The 20,852-nt window shown below is 44.2% G+C and carries 24 protein-coding genes; 11 read left to right on the forward strand and 13 right to left on the reverse strand.

Going from position 1 to position 20,852, the window contains the following annotated elements:
• Positions 1-104: 104 nt before the first annotated feature.
• The 7 genes from AC1DPK_RS23410 to AC1DPK_RS23440 all read right to left on the reverse strand — a co-directional run bounded on the left by AC1DPK_RS23410 (position 105) and on the right by AC1DPK_RS23440 (position 8,248).
• Positions 105-1,391, reverse strand: a complete 1,287-nt coding sequence (locus AC1DPK_RS23410; protein ID WP_076266557.1) for an adenylosuccinate synthase — start codon at positions 1,389-1,391, stop codon at positions 105-107.
• Between the two features lie 190 nt (positions 1,392-1,581).
• On the reverse strand, positions 1,582-2,943 hold the full coding sequence (gene dnaB / locus AC1DPK_RS23415; protein ID WP_076266558.1) for a replicative DNA helicase: 1,362 nt from the start codon (positions 2,941-2,943) through the stop codon (positions 1,582-1,584).
• Positions 2,944-3,108: 165 nt separating this feature from the next.
• Positions 3,109-3,552 carry a 50S ribosomal protein L9 gene (gene rplI / locus AC1DPK_RS23420; RefSeq protein WP_076266559.1) on the reverse strand — a complete coding sequence of 148 codons (444 nt, stop codon included), beginning with the start codon at positions 3,550-3,552 and terminating at the stop codon, positions 3,109-3,111.
• Complete coding sequence (locus AC1DPK_RS23425) at positions 3,549-5,510, reverse strand: DHH family phosphoesterase (protein WP_076266560.1); 1,962 nt, start codon at positions 5,508-5,510, stop codon at positions 3,549-3,551. The genes rplI and AC1DPK_RS23425 overlap by 4 nt, the downstream gene beginning before the upstream one ends.
• Positions 5,511-5,528: 18 nt before the next feature.
• Complete coding sequence (locus tag AC1DPK_RS23430) at positions 5,529-6,434, reverse strand: DUF2232 domain-containing protein (protein ID WP_076266561.1); 906 nt, start codon at positions 6,432-6,434, stop codon at positions 5,529-5,531.
• A gap of 242 nt (positions 6,435-6,676) precedes the next feature.
• On the reverse strand, positions 6,677-7,105 hold the full coding sequence (locus tag AC1DPK_RS23435) for a CBS domain-containing protein (RefSeq protein WP_076266562.1): 429 nt from the start codon (positions 7,103-7,105) through the stop codon (positions 6,677-6,679).
• Positions 7,106-7,186: 81 nt separating this feature from the next.
• Entirely contained in the window at positions 7,187-8,248 is a 1,062-nt protein-coding gene (locus AC1DPK_RS23440; RefSeq protein WP_477511794.1) for an LCP family protein, read from the reverse strand.
• A gap of 206 nt (positions 8,249-8,454) precedes the next feature.
• Here AC1DPK_RS23440 and AC1DPK_RS23445 point away from each other — a divergent pair, with 206 nt between their 5' ends.
• From AC1DPK_RS23445 to AC1DPK_RS23455, 3 genes are all read left to right on the forward strand, one after another.
• Positions 8,455-8,811, forward strand: coding sequence for a DUF4870 domain-containing protein (locus AC1DPK_RS23445; protein ID WP_339205793.1), 357 nt, complete (start codon positions 8,455-8,457; stop codon positions 8,809-8,811).
• A 314-nt stretch (positions 8,812-9,125) separates the two neighbouring features.
• On the forward strand, positions 9,126-10,445 hold the full coding sequence (locus tag AC1DPK_RS23450; protein ID WP_076266563.1) for a hemolysin family protein: 1,320 nt from the start codon (positions 9,126-9,128) through the stop codon (positions 10,443-10,445).
• A gap of 104 nt (positions 10,446-10,549) precedes the next feature.
• Entirely contained in the window at positions 10,550-11,002 is a 453-nt protein-coding gene (locus AC1DPK_RS23455; protein WP_477511795.1) for a CBO0543 family protein, read from the forward strand.
• Here AC1DPK_RS23455 and AC1DPK_RS23460 read toward each other — a convergent pair.
• A complete protein-coding gene (locus AC1DPK_RS23460; protein WP_477511796.1) occupies positions 10,997-12,154 on the reverse strand; it encodes an AI-2E family transporter in 1,158 nt (385 codons plus the stop codon). The two genes, AC1DPK_RS23455 and AC1DPK_RS23460, sit on opposite strands and share 6 nt — an antisense overlap.
• Positions 12,155-12,319: 165 nt before the next feature.
• On the opposite strand from AC1DPK_RS23460, the gene AC1DPK_RS23465 reads away from it, so the two are divergent.
• The 8 genes from AC1DPK_RS23465 to AC1DPK_RS23500 all read left to right on the forward strand — a co-directional run bounded on the left by AC1DPK_RS23465 (position 12,320) and on the right by AC1DPK_RS23500 (position 17,902).
• Positions 12,320-12,988: a PspA/IM30 family protein gene (locus AC1DPK_RS23465; RefSeq protein ID WP_076266566.1), complete on the forward strand. Its 669-nt coding sequence runs from the start codon at positions 12,320-12,322 to the stop codon at positions 12,986-12,988.
• A gap of 114 nt (positions 12,989-13,102) precedes the next feature.
• Positions 13,103-13,504, forward strand: coding sequence for a DUF350 domain-containing protein (locus AC1DPK_RS23470; protein WP_441878096.1), 402 nt, complete (start codon positions 13,103-13,105; stop codon positions 13,502-13,504).
• A 22-nt stretch (positions 13,505-13,526) separates the two neighbouring features.
• The gene (locus AC1DPK_RS23475) at positions 13,527-14,033 is read left to right on the forward strand and encodes a DUF4178 domain-containing protein (RefSeq protein ID WP_477511797.1); all 507 of its coding nucleotides are present in this window, start codon (positions 13,527-13,529) and stop codon (positions 14,031-14,033) included.
• Positions 14,034-14,043: 10 nt separating this feature from the next.
• Entirely contained in the window at positions 14,044-14,790 is a 747-nt protein-coding gene (locus AC1DPK_RS23480; RefSeq protein WP_477511798.1) for a DUF4247 domain-containing protein, read from the forward strand.
• 199 nt (positions 14,791-14,989) lie between these two features.
• Positions 14,990-15,619, forward strand: coding sequence for a TetR/AcrR family transcriptional regulator (locus tag AC1DPK_RS23485; protein WP_477511799.1), 630 nt, complete (start codon positions 14,990-14,992; stop codon positions 15,617-15,619).
• Positions 15,616-16,470: an ABC transporter ATP-binding protein gene (locus tag AC1DPK_RS23490; RefSeq protein WP_477511800.1), complete on the forward strand. Its 855-nt coding sequence runs from the start codon at positions 15,616-15,618 to the stop codon at positions 16,468-16,470. Before AC1DPK_RS23485 ends, AC1DPK_RS23490 begins: the two co-directional genes overlap by 4 nt.
• On the forward strand, positions 16,467-17,174 hold the full coding sequence (locus AC1DPK_RS23495; RefSeq protein WP_477511801.1) for a fluoroquinolone export ABC transporter permease subunit: 708 nt from the start codon (positions 16,467-16,469) through the stop codon (positions 17,172-17,174). The genes AC1DPK_RS23490 and AC1DPK_RS23495 overlap by 4 nt, the downstream gene beginning before the upstream one ends.
• Positions 17,171-17,902 carry a hypothetical protein gene (locus tag AC1DPK_RS23500; protein ID WP_477511802.1) on the forward strand — a complete coding sequence of 244 codons (732 nt, stop codon included), beginning with the start codon at positions 17,171-17,173 and terminating at the stop codon, positions 17,900-17,902. The genes AC1DPK_RS23495 and AC1DPK_RS23500 overlap by 4 nt, the downstream gene beginning before the upstream one ends.
• Before the next feature lie 26 nt (positions 17,903-17,928).
• On the opposite strand, the gene mnhG is transcribed toward AC1DPK_RS23500, so the two are convergent.
• From mnhG to AC1DPK_RS23525, 5 genes are read right to left on the reverse strand one after another with little or no spacing between them, the layout of a single operon-like run.
• Positions 17,929-18,291, reverse strand: coding sequence for a monovalent cation/H(+) antiporter subunit G (mnhG, locus tag AC1DPK_RS23505; protein WP_076266573.1), 363 nt, complete (start codon positions 18,289-18,291; stop codon positions 17,929-17,931).
• A complete protein-coding gene (locus AC1DPK_RS23510; protein ID WP_477511803.1) occupies positions 18,275-18,559 on the reverse strand; it encodes a Na(+)/H(+) antiporter subunit F1 in 285 nt (94 codons plus the stop codon). The genes mnhG and AC1DPK_RS23510 overlap by 17 nt, the downstream gene beginning before the upstream one ends.
• Positions 18,559-19,035 (reverse strand): Na+/H+ antiporter subunit E, encoded by a 477-nt coding sequence (locus AC1DPK_RS23515; RefSeq protein WP_477511804.1) that lies wholly within the window; start codon positions 19,033-19,035, stop codon positions 18,559-18,561. The genes AC1DPK_RS23510 and AC1DPK_RS23515 overlap by 1 nt, the downstream gene beginning before the upstream one ends.
• 5 nt (positions 19,036-19,040) lie before the next feature.
• Entirely contained in the window at positions 19,041-20,519 is a 1,479-nt protein-coding gene (locus tag AC1DPK_RS23520; protein ID WP_477511805.1) for a Na+/H+ antiporter subunit D, read from the reverse strand.
• A complete protein-coding gene (locus tag AC1DPK_RS23525; protein ID WP_054025754.1) occupies positions 20,512-20,850 on the reverse strand; it encodes a Na(+)/H(+) antiporter subunit C in 339 nt (112 codons plus the stop codon). Before AC1DPK_RS23525 ends, AC1DPK_RS23520 begins: the two co-directional genes overlap by 8 nt.
• Between the last annotated feature and the right edge of the window lie 2 nt (positions 20,851-20,852).

Genomic DNA, 20,852 nt, shown 5'->3' on the forward strand with positions numbered 1-20,852 from the left:
AACTCTATTAATTTCCTATAAAATGAGTGTTTTAAAGCGAGTATTCATCATTTTTATATACAAAAAAAAGGATGGCCCGCAGGCCACCCTTTGTAAAAAACATTTTATTCGTAAATCGGACGAACCGGATTTGTTTGCTCGCGGTTACGGCCAACGGAGAAGATCGCAATTGGAATACCTGTAAGCTCGGATACACGGTTCAAGTAATTGCGTGTATTCACTGGAAGATCCTCAAGTGTTTTCGCGCCAGAGATATCCTCTGACCAACCTGGGTGCTCCTCGTAAATCGCTTCGCACTCTGATACCATTTTGAGGCTTGCTGGGTAAGTATCAATCACTTCGCCGCGCAATTTGTAGCCTGTGCAAATTTTAACTGTTTCAAGGCCTGTAAGAACGTCTAGCGAGTTCAGAGAAAGACCTGTAATACCGCTAACGCGGCGTGCATGGCGAACAACTACCGTATCGAACCAGCCAACGCGGCGTGGACGACCTGTTACTGTACCGTATTCATGGCCTTTGTCACGAATCATTTGACCGATTTCGTTGTCTTGCTCTGTTGGGAAAGGACCATCGCCTACACGAGTTGTGTATGCTTTTGCAACACCAATAACTTGCTGGATTTTTGACGGACCAACGCCAGAACCGATACAAACTCCGCCAGCTGATGGGTTGGATGATGTTACGTACGGATAAGTTCCTTGGTCAATATCGAGCATAACGCCTTGAGCGCCTTCGAACAAAACCTTCTGACCAGCATCGATAGCATCGTTTAGAATAACAGAAGTATCTGTTACATATTTGCGAAGCACTTCTGCATACCCAAGATAGTCCGCAACGATGGAATCCGCATTAAGATGCGCTCCGCCATATACTTGCTCAATCAATTGGTTTTTCTCGATGATAATACTGCGAACTCTGGATTCAAATTCCTCAGCATCCATCAAATCAGCAATACGAATGCCATTGCGTGCCGCTTTATCCATGTAGCAAGGGCCGATCCCTTTGCGAGTTGTGCCGATTTTATTATCGCCTTTACGATCCTCTTCAAGACCGTCAAGTACAAGGTGATAAGGCATAATGACATGAGCGCGATCGCTAATTTTCAAATTATCAGTAGAGAAGCCATTTTCGTGAATATAGTTAATTTCGTCAATCAGAGCTTCCGGATTAATAACCATTCCGTTACCGATGACGCAAGTTTTATCATGATTGAAAATACCCGATGGAATCATCGTCAATTTATATTTTTTGTTATCAATAAGGATGGTGTGTCCGGCATTGTTTCCTCCTTGGTAACGAGCGACGACGTCGGCTCCCTCTGCCAAGTAATCAGTGATTTTGCCTTTACCTTCGTCTCCCCACTGTGTACCAACTACAACAACCGTAGACATAATTATACCCCCGTCCGGTGTTTATAAGCACCGAAAATTACCGTCCCAATGCTTTATACACCAGCAAACCTTTAATAAAAGGGCCCGTGTCACAAGTCAAAAGACAGCATTAATAGTGTAGCAGTCCAACATCGAGAAGTCAAACGAAAAACGAACAATTGCATAACTACACATGCAATTGTTCGGATATTCACGACGCTTGCATCGGATCTTGATGCGCGCGATCGATACTTACGAATTTATTGTACTTTTTGAGAAACACGAGCTCAACCGTACCTACCGGTCCATTCCGCTGCTTAGCGATAATGATCTCGATAATATCTTTTTTCTCAGACTCTTTGTCGTAATAATCATCCCGGTAAAGGAACGATACGATATCAGCATCTTGCTCGATAGATCCCGATTCCCGAAGGTCGGACATCATCGGACGTTTGTCTTGCCGCTGCTCAACGCCCCGGCTTAGCTGAGAAAGTGCAATAACGGGAACTTCAAGCTCACGCGCAATTTGCTTCAGTGTACGTGAAATTTCGGATACCTCTTGCTGCCTATTCTCGCCCGCTTTGCCGCGGCCGGAGATCAGCTGCAAATAGTCTATCATGATCATGCCTAACCCTTTTTCCTTCTTCAAGCGACGGCATTTGGCGCGAATTTCTGCGACCGTAATGCCCGGTGTATCATCAATAAAGATTTGTGCCTCCGAAAGCGACCCAATCGCCATCGTCAGCTTTTCCCAGTCATCGCCTTCAAGATGCCCTGTCCGCATCCGCTGGGCGTCTACATTTGCTTCTGCGCAAATCATACGCTGTACAAGCTGTGCCGCTGACATCTCCAGACTAAAGATCGCGACGGTCTCGCGTGCGCGAACGCCGACATTTTGTGCAACGTTAAGCGCGAATGCCGTTTTACCTACAGAAGGACGGGCAGCAACGATGATCAAGTCGCTTCGCTGGAAACCGGCCGTCATCCGATCCAGATCGGTAAATCCGGATGGTATGCCTGTTGTGCCGCCTTTATCCTGGTACAGCTGCTCTACCTTCTCGAATACCTCCATCAATACGTCTCTAATGGAGATGAACCCGCTGCCGGAGCGGCGATTCGATATTTCGAGAATCTGTTTCTCTGCATCTCCGAGAAGTACGCCTACATCCTCCGAATTCGCATATCCATCGGATACGATGTTTGTTGCTGTGCGAATAAGGCGCCTCAGCATCGACTTCTCTTCTACAATTTGTGCATAGTAGTCAACGTTTGCTGCGGTTGGCACCGAGTTGGCAAGCTTCGCCAAATAGCTGACTCCGCCAATTTCTTCAAGCAAATGCTGATCCTGCAAATGCGCAGTCAAAGTCACGAGATCAACCGGCTGGTTGTTTTCCGCGATTTCAACCATCGCCTCATATATTTGTCTGTGAGGACCGCTGTAGAAGTCTTCACTGCGCACGCGCTCCATCGCTGTAATCAAGGCTTCTGATTGCAGCAATATCGCTCCGATAACAGCTTGTTCCGCTTCTAAGTTCTGCGGTGGAACACGATCAAACATCAATTCAGTGCTCATGGGCCCCTCCTAAAGGTTTTCGAAGAAAACCTACTTCGTAAGCATACGCTAAGGTTTTCGAAGAAAACTTACTTCGTAAACATACACTTAGGTTTGCGTAAAAACCTACTTCGTAAGCATAAGCCAAGGTTCTGTAACAAACCTTGGCTTATACTTTAGACTGCTCTATTCTTCAGACGCCTGCACGTTCAGCTTTGCTTTCACTTCAGGGTGAAGCTTCACAACGACTTGTGTAACACCCAGCGTACGAATTGGATCATCAAGCTCGATTTTGCGTTTATCTACTTTAATTCCTTTCGCCGCTAAGGCTTCGCCAATTTGTTTGCTCGTAATGGCACCAAATAGTCTGCCGCCCTCGCCTGCTTTTGTCTTAATTACGATGGTCATCTCTTCAAGCTTCTTGCCTAGTTCTTGCGCGTCCTGCTTTTCTTTATCCTTGCGCTTCTGTTCAGAAGCATGCTGTACTTCAAGCGTCTTCAGGTTGCCGTCGGATGCCAGCTTCGCAAGCCCTTGCGGCAATAGAAAATTACGTACATACCCTTCGGACAGATCCTTTACTTGCCCTTTTTTCCCTTGTCCTTTAACATCCTGCAAAAAGATTACTTTCATTCAAATAACCCCTCTTCCTTTTCAATTTCTTCTAACACTTGTTTCAAACGCTCCGCTACTTCCACCACAGAGCCTTCCAGCTGAGCGGCAGCATTCGTCAAATGTCCGCCTCCGCCCATTCTCTCCATGACGACCTGTACATTCATATGGCCTAGTGAACGCGCACTAATGCCAATTAGTCCATCTTGGCGCTCTCCGATAACGAAGGAAGCGAGTATATCCGTCATATTCAGCAGCGTATCCGCTGATTGTGCGATGAGCAGCTGCGAATATTTACGACCGCTTTCGGTTACTGCAATGGCGACATGCTCATAAAGCACCTCAGCATGCTTAATAATTTCGGCCTTGCGCACGTATTCTTCAAGATCCTCTTTCAGCATCCGCTGAATCATCATCGAATCTGCCCCATTGCGGCGCAGGAACGATGCCGCTTCAAACGTTCTCGCACCTGTGCGAAGCGAGAAGCTCTTTGTATCTACCGTAATACCGGCAAGTAAAGCTGTTGATTCCCGTACATCGAGTACAACTCGATCATGGATGTATTGCAGCAGCTCCGTTACGAGCTCACATGTTGATGAAGCGTAAGGCTCCATATAAATTAATATCGCATTCGCGATAAATTCCTCACTGCGGCGGTGATGATCGACAACGACAATGCGGTCGGTCTGTGTAAGCAGCTTAGGCTCCTTAACCATCGATACCTTGTGCGTATCAACAACGACAGCGAGCGTCTGAGGTGTAATTAATGCCGAGGCCTGCTCCGGTGAGACAAAGCGTTTGGACAGCTTCTCGTCTTCGCGGATGAGCTCCATCATTTTCTGAATGGCTGGATTTACGCCTTCTAACACAATATAAGCTTCCTTGCCGAACAGCTGCGCCGCTTTCATAACACCAATAGCTGCTCCAATTGCATCCATATCGGGCATTTTGTGCCCCATAATGACTACGTTATGGCTCTCGCGTATCAGATCACGTAATGCATGTGCGACCACCCGTGCGCGCACGCGTGTCCGTTTCTCCACCGCATTCGACTTGCCGCCATAGAAGGATTGCCGACTGCCAACCTTCACAGCTGCTTGGTCGCCGCCTCGTCCGAGCGCGATATCAAGACTCATATGCGCCCATTGACCGAGCTCGATGATATGCTCAGCCCCTGCCGCAAAACCGATGCTCAGCGTAACCGGAATTTTGTGATCGCCGGTAATATCTCTAACCTCGTCCAGCACGACAAAACGAGACTGCTCAAGCTGCTTTAATGTTTTTTGATCCGTCACCAGTAGAAACCGATCCGACGTGAGCCTCTTCAAATAAATATGATACTTTTGAGCCCACTCGGTAATTTCCGTCGTCACCTTTGAGAGCATAGAGCTGCGCTGGTGATCGTCAAGACCCTGCGTAACTTCTTCAAGATTATCGATCATTACAATGCCGATAACGAGCTTCTCATCATCGTATTTGCGGCCAAGCTGCCACAGATCCGTAATGTTCTTCACATAAAGAATGCGTTCCTTCTGTTTGAAGATCAGCTGGTAAACTTGCGAGCCTACTGTAGCTTCAATCGTTCCTTCGCGTTCCTTCACTTGCTGCAATGATGGGAACAGCTCCGCAAGCGGAACGCCAATGACGGTTTCCCGCTCCACCATATTAGCAATATAAGGATTATGCCATTCCACCATACGATCTTCGTTATATAAAATAATTCCGAAAGGAAGTTCGCTGACGACATCGTTTCCTGCCTTTTTAACCCGGTAGGACAACGTGCCTAGATACGATTTCAAATCTTTGCGGAAAGCACGTTCTGCCATTATGGTATAAAACAATACCAAGGCCGTGAGCAGTAATCCGAGCAGCCCAAGCAGCCACTCGAACCATGCAAGTCCCACTGACATGAGCACCATCAATGCAAAGGCCCACATTTGATGCATTCCGTGCCATCGTGTAACCAAAAACTTCGGCATTTCCTATCCGCTCCTGTGCTATGGTTTCGTAAACGACTTGCGGATTGGAAAAGCAGTATCCAGCACGCCGATCAAGCTAAGCGGCGGGATCAATAGCACCGGAATCGCAATAAGAATCGGTACCGCTTTGTTCCATCCTCGCTGATGAGCAAGGAAAAAGAAAAATCCGACAGCCTGAAACGCAAAAACATAACTAAGCAGAGGTACCAAGTTCATCAAAGCCACTGCAAAAAAAGAATCGCTCGTCGTCGACGAGAACAGCTCGATTACATAAGTAATTAAATAAAGCACAACGAGTATACGAGGCAAACGCCAATCTTTGGCACGCGTAAACCTAGGTACTTCCGGGCCGCCGCTCCACTTTACAGCTCTGCGAGCTATAAATTGCGATATAGCAGTGAGTACGAAAGCGATAATAATAAAGGTTACAGGAATAGAATTGACCATCGTACGAGCAACAACCTCAGTTAGATCCGAATTCCATTCTGTAGGAAGCAGCTGCTTTGTCATCAGTTCATCGACTGTTGACCTTATAAATGTTCTGAGCTCTTTAATGAGCGAAATATTCAAGAACGCCTCGAATATGATCAACTCAAGCATCAACTGAGCAAGAACGACGACGCTGACCGTCCGAAGAACCTTTGAGGCAGGCGCTTGTTTCATATACAAGTGGCCCATCACAATAGACGGTATGAGGAAAAATAATCCGATAATAAGTGTAGCTGGCCCGCCGATAATAAATGCCAGTGCCCATACCGGAAGCAGATGCAGCACAAAAGACTTTGGCGACAGTATCGTATACAGCACGACATACGGCACCATAAGCAGCAGCATGGTAATTACATTAAATAGCGGTACTAGAAGGGACAATAATAAAAGGAGTGCCGCAAAGCTCCACAGCACTGGTTTCAAGCCGGTTCTCAAACCGTTCACCTCTTGCTTATATAATCTGGTTTCTTACGAAACTTTTACAACTCATTATAGCATAAAAGCTAAACATATCACTCACATTCCAGCAGGCTCACTCTTTAGTCGAACTGTCGGCTTAGGCGCTTCCTATAAAAGAAAAAGACGGAACAGCAAGCTTATTCCGTCTTATTGCTTATTATATTGCCCTGCCTAGTTTGAAAATAGTACCTGAAGACGATCCCAATCGCTGCCGTTTCTTATTTATCCTGAAGCACATTATGCTGCTCCATAATAATTTTTTGGCAGTAATCAATGATTTCGCTTCTGCGTACAATGCCAATAAAACGGTTCATATCATCGACAACCGGTACAAAGTTTTGCACCTTCGCCAGCGAGATCAGATCATCCATATTGGCATCAATTCGTACCGTCTTGTTGTTCATTCGAAGCGGTACATCGATTAGCTTCACCTTATTGGTTTGTTCCAGTGATAAGTCAGCATGATTTTTAAAATACCATAACAAATCGCCTTCCGTAACCGTACCTGCATAACCGCCATCATCATTAATAATAGGGACCGCCGTATAGCGATGATACTCCATACGCTCTAGCGTTTGTCTTAACGTTACATCCTGAGTAACACACACAACCTCTTGCTTCGGCAACAAAAAAAACGCGATATTCATTTTTCTTAAACCACTCCGATCCGTTTGCTCTTTCCATTCCCATTGGTCCTAAAGCAGCAAGACGGAGCGGAGCAAGCAGCATTAAGGCTGCTTAGTCGTCGTTTCGCTGCTTGATAATGCACCTACATCTTTGACCTTATCTTCATTGTACTTATCAGGCAATATTAGACTGGAAGCAGGTGTATCTGCATTTAACCAGTTTTTGATCATGGTCTGTACCTTCGACAAATCTTCTTCATCGGCAAAATAATACCAAGCTCCGCCGCTCTTCAAGCGATGTCCGTCACCAAGCAGCGAATGGCTGTAGATTTTGCGATCCTTCGCCATGAGCATGATTTGACCTAAATCGACTAGCTGCTGCGGACGCATATCTGTACTGAAATTATCGCCCATAATATCCATAAGCTCAGGAATTTTGGACCATTGATTCATTTGTTTCGCTTTATCCATAAGAAGATTCAAGAAAATCTGATGACGCTCTGTACGATTGATATCGCCGCCAGCATCCTCACGATAACGAACATAGTTCAGTGTATCCTTACCGTTGTAAGTATCCTGGCCAGCTTTAATGACAAATTTCTCATGATCAGCATCTTTATTCACAATATCCTCTTCGATAGGAAGCGAAATTCCGCCAAGCGTGTCGATCACGTTACGGAATCCTTCAAAGTTAATTGAAGCGTAATATTGAATAGGTGTGTCTAGAAACTTCTCAACCGTGTTCATTGCCATTCCCGCACCGCCAAAAGCGTATGCATGCGTAATCTTGTCCTCTTTATTTTTACCGACGATATCAACATACGTATCACGTGGTATGGAAACCATGAGCATCTCGCCGTCATTTGGACGAACGACTGTATAGATCATCGTATCCGACCGCCCAGTCTCCTTGCCGCGTTGGTCAATACCGAGCAGCAGGATAGAGAATGGATCTTGTTTCTTATTAATTGTACTCACTGGAACGGGTTCCCGTCCATCGATAGGTTTATAAGATTGCTCGAGCTGCTTCTTTACCTGACCTTCCAGAAACCAATCAAACCCTAGCATAGCCAATGTTCCTCTGTTGAAAAAACCAACAACACCAAGAATCACTACTGCGGCTGATGCAGCAATTAACCATCTACGTTTATTCATTTTATTCATAATATGATGACTTCTCCTATCTTATCAATTCTTTTATAAATACGCATTCTTTAGTTTAGACGATAATTTGTCGAAACAGGTTACAAACCTTTTACAAAGTTTTGATACCAATTTTGGATAATATTTTATAAAATAAAGAGGTCTACTGAAAATGTATGACGAATACAATCATTGCAAGTATAGGTAAAATAGAAAGGGTGAATCTCTTGAATCAACCTCCATCCTTACAACCAGACAGCTCATCAACGGGACTTGATCCGAAAGTAGCAGGCTTGCTTTGCTACCTGGCAGGTTTTATAACCGGCATTATATTCCTTGTGCTAGAGAAGAAGAGCCGCTTCGTTAGATTGCATGCTGTACAGTCTATCGTCTTATCGGTCGCTTTCATCGCCGCTAATATTTTGTTAGGCTTTATCCCGATAATTGGTTGGCTGCTAGGGATATTGCTCGGTCTAGCCGCTTTCATTGCATGGATTGGCCTCATGCTGCTCACGCTGCAAGGGAAGCTGAATAAGCTGCCTGTCATCGGTGAGTGGTCAGAGCAGCAGGCAAATAAGTTTTAATATCGCCTAGACTACGAAATATAAGGTAAGTAACAGTAAATCATATTCTTTCTTATATTTCGAAAAATGGACGGCCTGCTGCCGTTCTTTTTTTCATTCATTTCGAGTTCATAAGAACTATTCATTAAACCAGACAAATAATCTCGTAATCGCTAGGTATCGGCTAATATTGTTCTACTGGCTTCTCTAAATCGGTAAAATTGAGCTTTTGCAGCCGTATAACCCTCTTTCAGCGGTTTGATGAATTGGCAGAAAGTTCGTACTATTAAATAACATCAATTAAATACGAATAAGAAGGATTGTGAACATTTATTATGGGTATAGGACTTAATCTGCTCTTAGTTGCTTTACTAATTGTGTTAACCGCTTTTTTCGTAGCTACTGAATTTGCAATCATTAAGCTTCGTTCCAGCCGTGTCGACCAGTTAGTCGTTGAAGGCAAGAAAAACGCAATTGCCGTTCAACGTGTTGTAAGCAATTTGGATGGTTACCTATCTGCCTGTCAGCTTGGCATTACAATTACAGCGCTCGGACTTGGTTGGTTAGGAGAACCTACCGTTGAAAAACTGCTTCTCCCTTTATTCGAGCAATGGAATCTAAACAGTAATTTGAGTCACATTTTGTCATTTCTAATCGCTTTTCTATTCATCACATTTATCCATGTGGTGGTTGGTGAGCTTGCTCCTAAGAGCATTGCCATCCAGAAGGCAGAGCTTGTCAGCTTCACTGTCGTGAAACCGATTATTCTATTCTACAAAGTCATGTACCCCTTCATCTGGGTCTTGAATGGATCTGCCAATGCGTTGGTTCGTTTGTTTGGCTTAAAGCCAGCGAAGGAGCATGAGAACGCCCATTCCGAAGAAGAAATTCAAATTATTTTAACAGACAGCTTAGAAAGCGGTAAAATCAACAATACGGAATATGGTTACGTAAATCGGATCTTTGCTTTTGATGAAATTTTAGCTAAAGAAATTATGGTTCCGCGTACAGACATGACCGTCTTATATAAGAACAATACGCTGCAAGAAAACATGGATATCATTCGCAAGGAACAGTATACCCGCTTCCCTGTTGCCGGCGACAGCAAAGACCATATCGTCGGGATGATCAACACGAAGCAATTGTTTCTTCAATATCAAGTAAACAAAGAAATTGATTTGCAAACACTTATACAGCCTGTCATGTCCGTATCCGAGGTGATGCCTGTCAAGACATTGCTAAAACGGATGCAGCAGGAGCGCGTACATTTTGCGATCGTCGTAGATGAGTATGGCGGCACTTCCGGCCTTGTAACGATTGAGGATATTTTGGAGGAAATTGTCGGCGATATCAGAGATGAATTTGATGCCGATGAACGCAAAGATATCGAGATGCTGTCGGATACATCTTATATGCTGGATGGCAAGGTATCGCTCACTGAGCTGGGCGACCTCATAGGAGCCGAGCTTGAGCATGAAGAAGTCGATACGGTCGGCGGCTGGCTGTACAGTGAAATGGAAGAAGCTAAGCCAGGTAAACAATTTGGCTTTCATAATTTGACCTTTACCGTTCGTGAAGTAAGCAAACATCGCATTAATAAAGTTGAGCTGACGATCGGTCCACCTATTCGACTGCTCAAACCAGAGGTAGGTTAAAACAAAAAGGAAGGCGCACTTGGCGCCTTCCTTTTTTCTTTTTCACGCATGCTGATCTGGATTCAGGACATTCTAATAAAAAATGTTCAAGAAAGGAACTTATAATGCTTATCAATACTATATTTGGGTTCTTTGTTCCTTGGATTGCCGGTATATATTTGGGCATAAAAAGCCCCAAAACCTTGCTTCTTATTTTCCCTATCGGAGCGGTCTCCTCTTTAGTCATCAACTCAATTGGTTTTCAATTAAAGTTTTGGGATTTCACTCCTCTTATCCCCAATGACGAGTCCGTTTCCGCTTTGCCGCTTGATATCGGTCTTTACCCGCTACTAGCATGCTTTATGATCTGGTTGATCAATTCACGCCCCGTATTAACCGTGCTAATCTTGTTCTTGTTCATACTGGGCACTACACTGCTTGAGTTTATGGCTCTAATCTATGGCAAAGTATCCTACGGCAACGGCTGGAATATAGGGTATACCTTTTTATCCTACCTGCTGGCTTTCGGTATTGTATTTATATACTTCAAGCTGCTTAAGCGAAATCGGTTATTATAGCACGTTTTCGCCTTTCTTATCTGCTTCATAAAGAATCGAGCGGCTTCTAAACCATTCGAACAGATGAATTACAACGACCTTGATGACTGCATAACCCGGTACCGCAAGTACAATCCCTGCAAGGCCAAACAAGTTACCCGCTGTCAAAATAACAAAAATAATGGTAATCGGATGGATATGCAGCGTTTTGCCCATGATTTGCGGCGAGATGAATTTGCCTTCGATTAATTGAACAATCGTCCATATAACCACCATCTTCAGGAGCATGACAGGCGAAGTCACCATAGCGACAATTAAAGCTGGTGTAATCGCAATGGCAGGCCCTAGATACGGAATAACGCTTGTGCACGCAGCTACCAGCGCAAGCACAAGTGAGTACTCAAGGCCAATAATTAAGTAACCGATATATAATAGCAGCCCAATACAGAAGCTTACTATAATTTGACCTCGGATATAGCTGCTAACTTGTCCGTTCATCTCTGCCATAATTCGTTTCGTATGCGGCTGAAGCTTGTTAGGCAGGACACTAACGATCGTTTCCGGCAGCTTTTTCCCGTCTTTTAGCAAATAGAACAAAATAAACGGGAGCGTCAATATCGCAAGAATAACCTCTTTAAGTGCTCCCACAAAGGAACCCACGCTAGTTAACGTTCCATTCAAAATGGACGTGGCTTGCTCTGTAATATTCGACGTCAGCTTCTCCGGATTTAAATTAAACCACTCTTGTACTTGAATAAATCCAGCGCTATCCATAAACTGCTCAAATTTAACCCGCAATTGCTCGCCGTATTTAGGAAAGCTGTTCACGAAGCTCACGGCTTGCCCATTTAATAATGGAATGACGATGACCAGCAAAATTGTAATCAGTCCTGCGCCAACCAGAAACAGCATAATAATAGAATATATCCGTTTGACTCCCTTTCGTTCTAAGAAGTCGACGACTGGATTAAGTAAGTAATAAGCTATTCCCGCCAATATGACCGGCAGCAGCAAGGTCTTGAGCAGCACGGTTAAAGGCGTGAAAATGTATGAAATTTTCGTCAGCACCATAATATTTAGTCCAACAAGCAACAAAACAAGCAGAAATAATACGAATTTATTGTTCAAAATAAATCGCTTAAACCGCTCCGTTCCAGTTTTGCTATTTTCCATGGTTATGCTCCCTCTTTTCTTCTCATACAGGTGATCATTTTGGTTTATTGTAGCATTTCTTTAAATATAAACGCGAATGGCAGCGATTCTGCATTTACTTGCAACGACTCGCTTGCTCTTCGCGTATTATGACTTATGCGTACTACGATTCTAGGAGGGATTTCATTGTCCATATTTAAACGACTGCGTGATCTTACTTTATCGAATGTATATGCTCTAATTGAGAAAGCGGAAGACCCTGTTAAGTTGACCGATCAATATATTCGCGACATGCAAGAGGATCTAGCCGATGCCGAGAAAGCAGTCGCAGCACAAATTGCCATTGAGAAAAAATTCAAGCAGCTTTATGAAGAGCAAGCACAGCTGGTAGAGAAGCGCAGTGAGCAAGCCCATCTGGCAGCACAAGCGCAAAACATTGAGCTCGCTCGTCGTGCCTTGGAAGAGAAGAAAACAGCCGAACAAAAATCAACGGAGTACAAAACGAGCTTCGATCAGAATAAATTGCTCGCAGACAATCTGCGCGGCAAGCTGGATGAGATGCGCCAGCAGCTCACTGAGCTTAAAAACAAACGTGAGACACTCGTCGCTCGTTATAATGCAGCCAAGGCACAAACGGAAATTAATAAAGCAATGTCTGGCTTCGGTACGGATTCTGCTGCTTCAGGCATGAAGCGTATGGAAGAGAAGATGCTGCAAATGGAAGCGCAAGCTGAAGCCAGTAACGAATTGAGCGCCAAAGGAAAATCACTTGATGCTGAGTTTGAGAAGCTCGGCAAGGATAAAGCGGTCGATGATGAGCTTGCCGCCTTGATGAAGCAATACGAGAAACAGTAATAGCTTAGTCACTTCATAAATATTATCTAGTGTGGCCGCTTATGTTACGAATCGGAGGACCGGTTTTAACGGAAGCGGTCTTTTTTATAAATTGGACCATTGGAGGAACTGACGATGTCTTGGATTGACCTTATTCGAATTCCGATTTGGACAGGTGCTGGAGCAATTTTGTTAATTATCATCATGTTTTTAGACTCGCGTTTTACGAAGTACAATGATTTGCAGGAAATTAAAAAAGGAAATACCGCGGTAACGACTCGCTTCGTACTCAAATTATTTGCTCAAGCGTACATATTATCCCAATCCATCAGTAAATCAAGTGAAATGTGGGAAGCTCTACTCATCTCACTCATCTCTTTCGTGCTGCTGCTCATACTGGAGTGGATCGTAGAGAAAATCGTCATCGCTATCAGCGGTATGAAGCTGGAGCAAGGTATTCATGAGGGTAAAGTCAATTACGCGTTATTCGCAGGCTCTCTGCATGTTGCAGGTGCACTAATTATCGGGTCTATCTAATTATTCAGAAGGAGTATATACGATGAGCTTGTTTAAACGGATCAAAAACCTGATTGCTACTTCTCCGTCGCCCATTGCTGAGAAGAGCATAATGACATTGTCACCTGGCGATGCTTGTGAGGTTTCCTTAATAACTTATAACGTCACAGGCAGAACTCATAATCGTGCACGCAACGCGATTGTCCTAACTCTTCAGGATGGCATAACCATTCGTTATTTAACGATAGAGGAGCGAGAAAGAACCGTATTCGCACTGTATGAACCTATAGACGGGCGCTTGGAATCAATTGACGAGGTGCCTACCATTTTGGAGCTGGACGAACGTACTTATCATATGGAGGAGCAATACTCCGGTTTAATTACGGCGACCGGCAAAACGCCATACATGCAGGGAGGCGAACAGTCTGTCTGGCAATATCAATCGGATGATATGAAGCTGCTTCGTATCGAATGGCAAAACGGGCGCTTTATGCTCTATGAAGGAGAAAGCGTGCTGCCTGCAGATGTTCGCGTGCTGCGCGGCGGCTAGGAGGATAACGATGAACAAATGGTGGCATCAATCTTTGAAATACCTGCTTCTGCTTAGCTTTATCATCCCGCTTCTCACCGCATGCACCATTTCAGATACAGTTAAGGAGCAGTACCCATTAGAATCAGTCAACGGCTCTGGTAATCAAACCTCTTACGTCTATCGTGCCGCAAATCGTTCCGTTCCTGATGTCGCTTCGGATTTTAACGAGCAGCGTAAACCGAAGCAGCAGAGCGAGACAAGTACAGAGCGGATGTTTCTCGTCTATTCCGATGAAGTCATCGATTTGCAGCAGGCTCCTGATGCACCGGAAGATACACTGATCGAAATTAACTCAACGGAATATGTACGTCAGAATTATAGCTCAAGCTTTCTCCAAGCCTATTTAATCGCGAGTGTTCTTGATGATCTGTTTGATAAGGGCAAATACGGCAGCGGCAAATACCGAGGTTATTCGTCAAAGGATACATACAAGCCTAAGACAACGTACCGCATCCCTACCGTTGATGATAAGAAGCTTGCACCGCCAGTTACCGTTAATCGTACCGGCTCGGTCATGAGACGCTCCAAAGAGGCGGGTGTTTCCTCCTCCTCCCCCAAAGCAAGCACGAACACAATCACCACAAAGCCAGCGACCAAGGGCAAAATTGTGAAAGACAATAAGCAAAAGAGCAGCTCAAGCAAAGTATTCACCAAGCCGCGAACGTCTAAACCTTCCATTAAAGTTGGCAAAAGCAGAATTTCACGGCGACGCTGAAGCTAATAGTGCCCGCTTTGACAGAGAATTATAAGATAACAGCAGCAAATGATCTGCTTTCTAAAATTTCAAAATAAGGGCAGTATCCTCTACTTGGGTACTGCTCTTTTATTATGCTTGACTGAAATCTCCTTTATCGCTTATTGTGAATATAAAATAAAATTATTCATAAAATCATAAAAAAGAAAAGAGAATCCCTATGCCCAAAAAATTCAGTGAGCAAGAGAAACAATGGATTAGCAAAAAGCTGTTCGAAGAGGGCAAACGCTGCTTCGAAGCTGCTGGTCTTCGCAAAACAAGCATTGAGGATTTAACGAAAGCTTGCGGCATTGCACAAGGCTCCTTCTATATGTTCTTCAATTCGAAGGAGGAGCTCTTTTATCACATTCTGCTTGAAGAGGAGGCTTTAATTCGCAACCGTCTGCTTGCTTCGTTAAATCGGAGTGAACTCGTAACCAAAGACAGTATTCATCAATTTCTTATTGAATCCTTCCGTCTATTAGGCGAAAGCCCTATGGTTCGTCAAATGTATTTGGAAGGTGAATTTGCTCAGCTTGTACGCAAGCTGCCTCCAGAGCTCTTGGAACATAATTTCTCGGATGATGCAGATGCCTTAATGCCAATTATTCATCATTGGCAAGCAGCTGGCATTCTCGCTCATACAAAGCCTGAGCTTATCGTCAGTATGATTAGAGCGCTTGTCCTTCTTACCTTGCATAAGCAGGAAATCGGGCCCGGCATTTATTCCGATACCATTTCATTTATGCTTGATATTGTTGCGGAAGGTATGTATGCAAAGCGTGATTTAGGAGGCGAAATTATCAGATGATCGAAGTGAATCAGCTTGAGTACAGGTATCCCGGTACAACAAATACGATTCTGCACGGCCTTACCTTTTCAATCGCACCGGGAGAAGTATTTGGTTTTCTCGGTCCATCAGGTGCTGGAAAGAGCACTACGCAAAAAATATTAATCGGTGCACTCAAAGGTTACGCAGGCAGTGTGCGCGTTTTGGATCATGAAATCAAGAGCACTGGTCCCGACTATTATGAACAAATCGGCGTTGCTTTTGAATTCCCCAACTTCTACAGCAAGTTTACAGTCCTTGAAAACTTAAAATTGTTTCGTTCTCTTTATGCAGGCGTTACCTTGGACCCTATGCATCTCCTCTCCCAGGTCGGACTGCAGGATGCGGCGAATATGAAGGTTTCACAGCTATCCAAAGGCATGAAGATGAGGTTGAATTTTTGTCGTGCATTGCTGCATCAACCAAATATTTTGTTTCTCGACGAACCGACCTCCGGCCTTGATCCCGTAAATGCAAAGCGGATGAAAGAGTTGATTTTGGAGAGGAAAGCTGCAGGTACTACCATCGTCATCACAACGCATAACATGCAAGCAGCCGAGGAGCTTTGCGACCGTGTTGCTTTTATTGTCGATGGTCAGATTAAGCTTATTGATTCTCCTAGAGAGCTAAGACTGCGACATGGCCAAAACAGTGTTCGAATTGAATATTTAAAGCAGCATGAGCTGATAACCGAACATTTTTCTATGGCTGGGCTTGCGGGGAATCAGCAATTTATGAACCTTATACGTCATGAAAAAATCGAAACGATTCATTCCTTAGAAGCAACTCTTGAACAAATATTTATTGATGTGACAGGCAGGGCTTTAGTATGAGAATGTGGATGACCGTATGTCATGATCTTCGTTTCCAGTGGCGCCATAAATTTTACCTGATCTACATGCTCGTCTGCACAATATATCTCCTATTGCTCCACTCTATTCCCACAGACTACAAAACAACCGTTGCTCTATTGCTTACCTTTTCTGATCCAAGTGCGTTAGGGTTAATTCTAGCAGGCGGCATTGTCTTGCTTGAGAAAGACCAAGGCATTCATGACAGTCTGTTCGTAACACCGCTTCGTGTAACCGAATATTTACTCGCCAAAGCCTCTTCTCTTGCCTTGCTCTCGATTTCATCTGCCTGGGCTATACATCTATTTTCCATTGGTGTACCCGCTTCACCCTTTCATTTCACGATTGGCATCCTGCTTACATCCAGCTTTTTCACCTTGTTATCTATTGGCGTAGTTGTACGCTCGCAATCGGTAAACGGTTTTATTCTACGCTCACAGCTCTATGCTCTGCCGTTTGCGCTTCCTCTACTCGGCTTCTTTCACATTGGCAATCAATATTTGTACATGATCATCCCTACGGAAGGGACCCTCTTGTTGTTAAAATCAATGATCAAACAGCCCACTGTCGCAGAAACGTTGTATGCTATTTTCATTTTATTATTGGGCAACACACTCGTTTTCTTATGGGCTAAACGGTCATTTCAGCAGGTCATTCTTATGAAAATAGGAAAGGGGGATTCATGATGATACTGAAAATTAAAGCTTTTATGAGGAATGACGCGAGGCAAATTAGGATGGATCCTATGCTTATGGCCAGTTTATTTGGTCCCCTAGCCATTATCGTGGTTGCACGATATGTCTTCCCTCCATTATCCGATTGGATACAGGAGCAGTACGGCTTTTTATTGATGGATTATTCCAATTTCGCGGTAACGTTCCTTATGCTTGTCATACCGCTGCTTCCAGGGACAATGGCTGGGCTTCTTATGCTCGATGAACGGGATGAAAACATGATTGCTTATTATGCGATTACCCCTTTCACACGTAAAGGCTATTTTTTGTATCGATTACTGCTGCCATGCGCACTTGCAATAAGCTTAGCCAGTTTATTCATCCTATTATCGGGCATTGCAAAGATTCAAATCGAAAGTTTGTATACCATCGTATTGCTAACCCTAGAGGCTCCATGTTTGGCTTTGTTTCTAGCGACTTTTGCTTCTAATAAGGTCGAAGGCTTAGCCTTGTCCAAAATAAGTGGTCTACTTTTTGCAGGGCCTATTATTGCTGCCTTCACCCCCTTGCCATGGCAGTATTTAGGCGCTTGGATTCCAAGCTACTGGCCTGCCAAAAGCTATTTATTAGGCATAGCAGGCGAGCCTTCAGCTGCTTTAGGGGTATTTGGCATCGGGCTCGCCTATCATCTTATTTTATTAAAAATCATGTTTCATTCCTTTTTGAAGCGGATCGATTAGAAAGGTATGCTAGCCTTTGCTGGAAATTATCCCTGTTCCTCTTTAGAGGCGTCCTTCAAATCATCCTGTATGCTTTTATTCCATAGCGGTACGCCTGAACGATAGGCCGCTCTTCCATTTAAATGCCCGGCTACCGGACCTGTGATGAATACGAACACAATACCTAACAGCAGCTTGGCGCTCGTATGCTCCAAATAAATCATAAAGTATAGGAAAGCGGCTACCAAAATGAACAACACCCCAAGCGTCGCGCTTTTGGTTGCCGCATGTGATCGTAAATAAACGTCAGGAAGCCGAATTAAGCCAAAAGCACTTAGAGCACCAATTAATGCACCAAACAAAACCATCAGACCAATAATCAGCTCTCCTGCTTTACTTATCATCTCCATGTTCAAAGACGACACCCCTTTCAATATATCTTGCAAAAGCGGTTGTCCCGATAAAGGTCAATATGCCGATCAATAATATGATATCGAAATAATTTTGTGTTTTTAGCAGCATGCAAATGACTGCAATCATCGATAATAAAATGACGCCAATCGTATCCAAAGCAGCGATCCGATCCGTTATGGATGGACCTTTGAGCAGCCTGTACATACAGCCCAAAATAGCTAGTGATAGTATAACTAATGATGCAATAAGCAAAGGGGACAGCATTACCGAGTCACCTCCATAATCGCTTTTTCAAAAGAATCCTTGATCTGCTGTGAGAGCAGCTCCGCATCATCCATATCCATCGCATGAATATATAATGTTCGGCCATCCTTGGATACGTCGAGCGTCAGCGTCCCTGGTGTCAAACAGATTAGGCAGGACAGCACTGTGATTTCCCAGTCTGTTTTGAGCTCGGTTTGCAGAGCAAAAATTCCTGGACGTATGGCGAGCTTAGGACGAACGATTAGTCCAATCACAACGAAGCTGGATACAAACAATTCCTTTATAAACAGCACAAGCAGCTTAAAGATTGCCCATACTCTTTTCATATAAAAGTCATGCGGCCAAAACCTGCTGAGCAGCCCTATAAATAAAATACCGATGATATAACCTACGATAAACCGCGGAGCCGACCAGTCATTGTGAAGAAACATCCATACGAACGAAATGATTAAGTTTAATAAGATTTGCAAAGCCATCTCATCTACTCCTTTAATACGGCATCAATATACTGCGCCGGATTGATAAGCGTATGCCCTGCTTCAGAAACATATTGATACACCCATTCCGATCCGATGCCCATCGCAACGACGATCAAGCATAACCCTGCTGCGGAAACGATGAATCCTTTATTAAGGGCAGGCAGCGATTCGGCGTTTTTCATCTCTGCACCCCAGAAAGCCGCCATAAATATTTTGATCAAGGAATAGAGCACGATGAAGCTTGATGCTAGCGACACAGCTGTAAGCCAGAAATATTTTTCCTGAAAGCCGCCCATAATGATCAGCAGTTTTCCTGTGAATCCACTAAGTGGAGGAATGCCTGCAATGGCTAACGCTGTGATAAAAAACATCCAGCCCATAAACGGATAACGCTTGATCAAGCCTCCCATTTCCTTTAAACGCCCCGTACCAGCAATATACATAAGCATTCCTCCAATGATAAAAAGGAGTGCCTTGGCAACCATATCGTGCAGCAAATAGAACACGACTCCATCTAGCGCTTCCTTTGAGCTCACTGCTAACCCAAAAGCTAGAAAACCAACGCTGATGATGACATTGTAGTTCAAAATACGGCCAATATCGGAATAAGCGGCTGCCCCGAAAGCGCCTAAAACCATCGTTGCAGCGGCCATCCAAGCCATCCAATGATGCGTAATCGCAGGTTCGTGATAAAAGATAAGCGTAAATGTCCGTATGAGAGCATATAAGCCTACTTTCGTGAGCAGCGCACCAAACAATGCGGATACCGCTGCCGGAGGCGCACTATAAGAGCCGGGCAGCCAGAAAAATAGGAACAGTCCCGCCTTTAAAGAAAATACGATCATGAACAGTATCGCTATGACGTTCAAGACGCCGCTCTGACCTACTTCAGCTATGCGCTGTGATAGATCCGCCATGTTCAAAGTGCCTACAACTCCGTACAAATAGGCGACTGCTGCAACAAATAGTGTTGAGGATAAAATATTAATTAATATATATTTCAACGTTTCGCGGAGCTGCTTCTTCGTCCCTCCAAGCACGATAAGCGCATAGGAGGAAATGAGCATAACTTCGAAGCACACAAATAAATTAAACAAATCTCCCGTAAGAAACGATCCGCTCACACCGACGAGCAGAAACTGATAAAACGGATAAAAATAATATTTTTCTCTCTCCTTGCCGATCGTTCCGAATGCAAAGAACAAACAGAAGGTGCCGACAATCGAAGTAGCCAAAACAAGCAATGCGGCAAGCATATCCCCAACGAACACAATACCATACGGCGGCAGCCAGCCTCCCATATGCAGCGTTTGAATGCCCTCCGTTTTTACTTGATAGATAAGGACAATAGCTGCAGCCAGATTAAAAAGCATACCAATCGCACTTATCCAGCGCTGCCCGATCACACTATTTTTAAAAAACAAAAGAATAACTGCCGTACACAAAGGAATGAGAAGCGGGAATACAAGCAGATTATTCATCGTCATTCCCCCTTAACTGCTCCATATCGTCAGTACCCAGCTTCTGATAAGCCTTATAAGCGAGTACAAAGAAAAAGGAAGTCACGCCAAAGCTGATGACGATAGAAGTTAGAATCAGAGCCTGCGGCAGTGGATCAACATACGTTTCCGCCTTTTCGCCAAGCAGTGGCGCAGCTCCTGTTTTCAGCTTGGACATCGTAAGCAGCAGCAAATGAACACCATGGGTAAGGATAGAGGTTCCCAAAATGATACGCAGCAGGCTTTTGGACAAGATCAGATACACCCCGACTGTAAAAATAACACCGATTGCGAGTGACATATACAATTCCATAG

The sequence above is a fragment of the Paenibacillus sp. 01T424 genome (assembly GCF_056398745.1).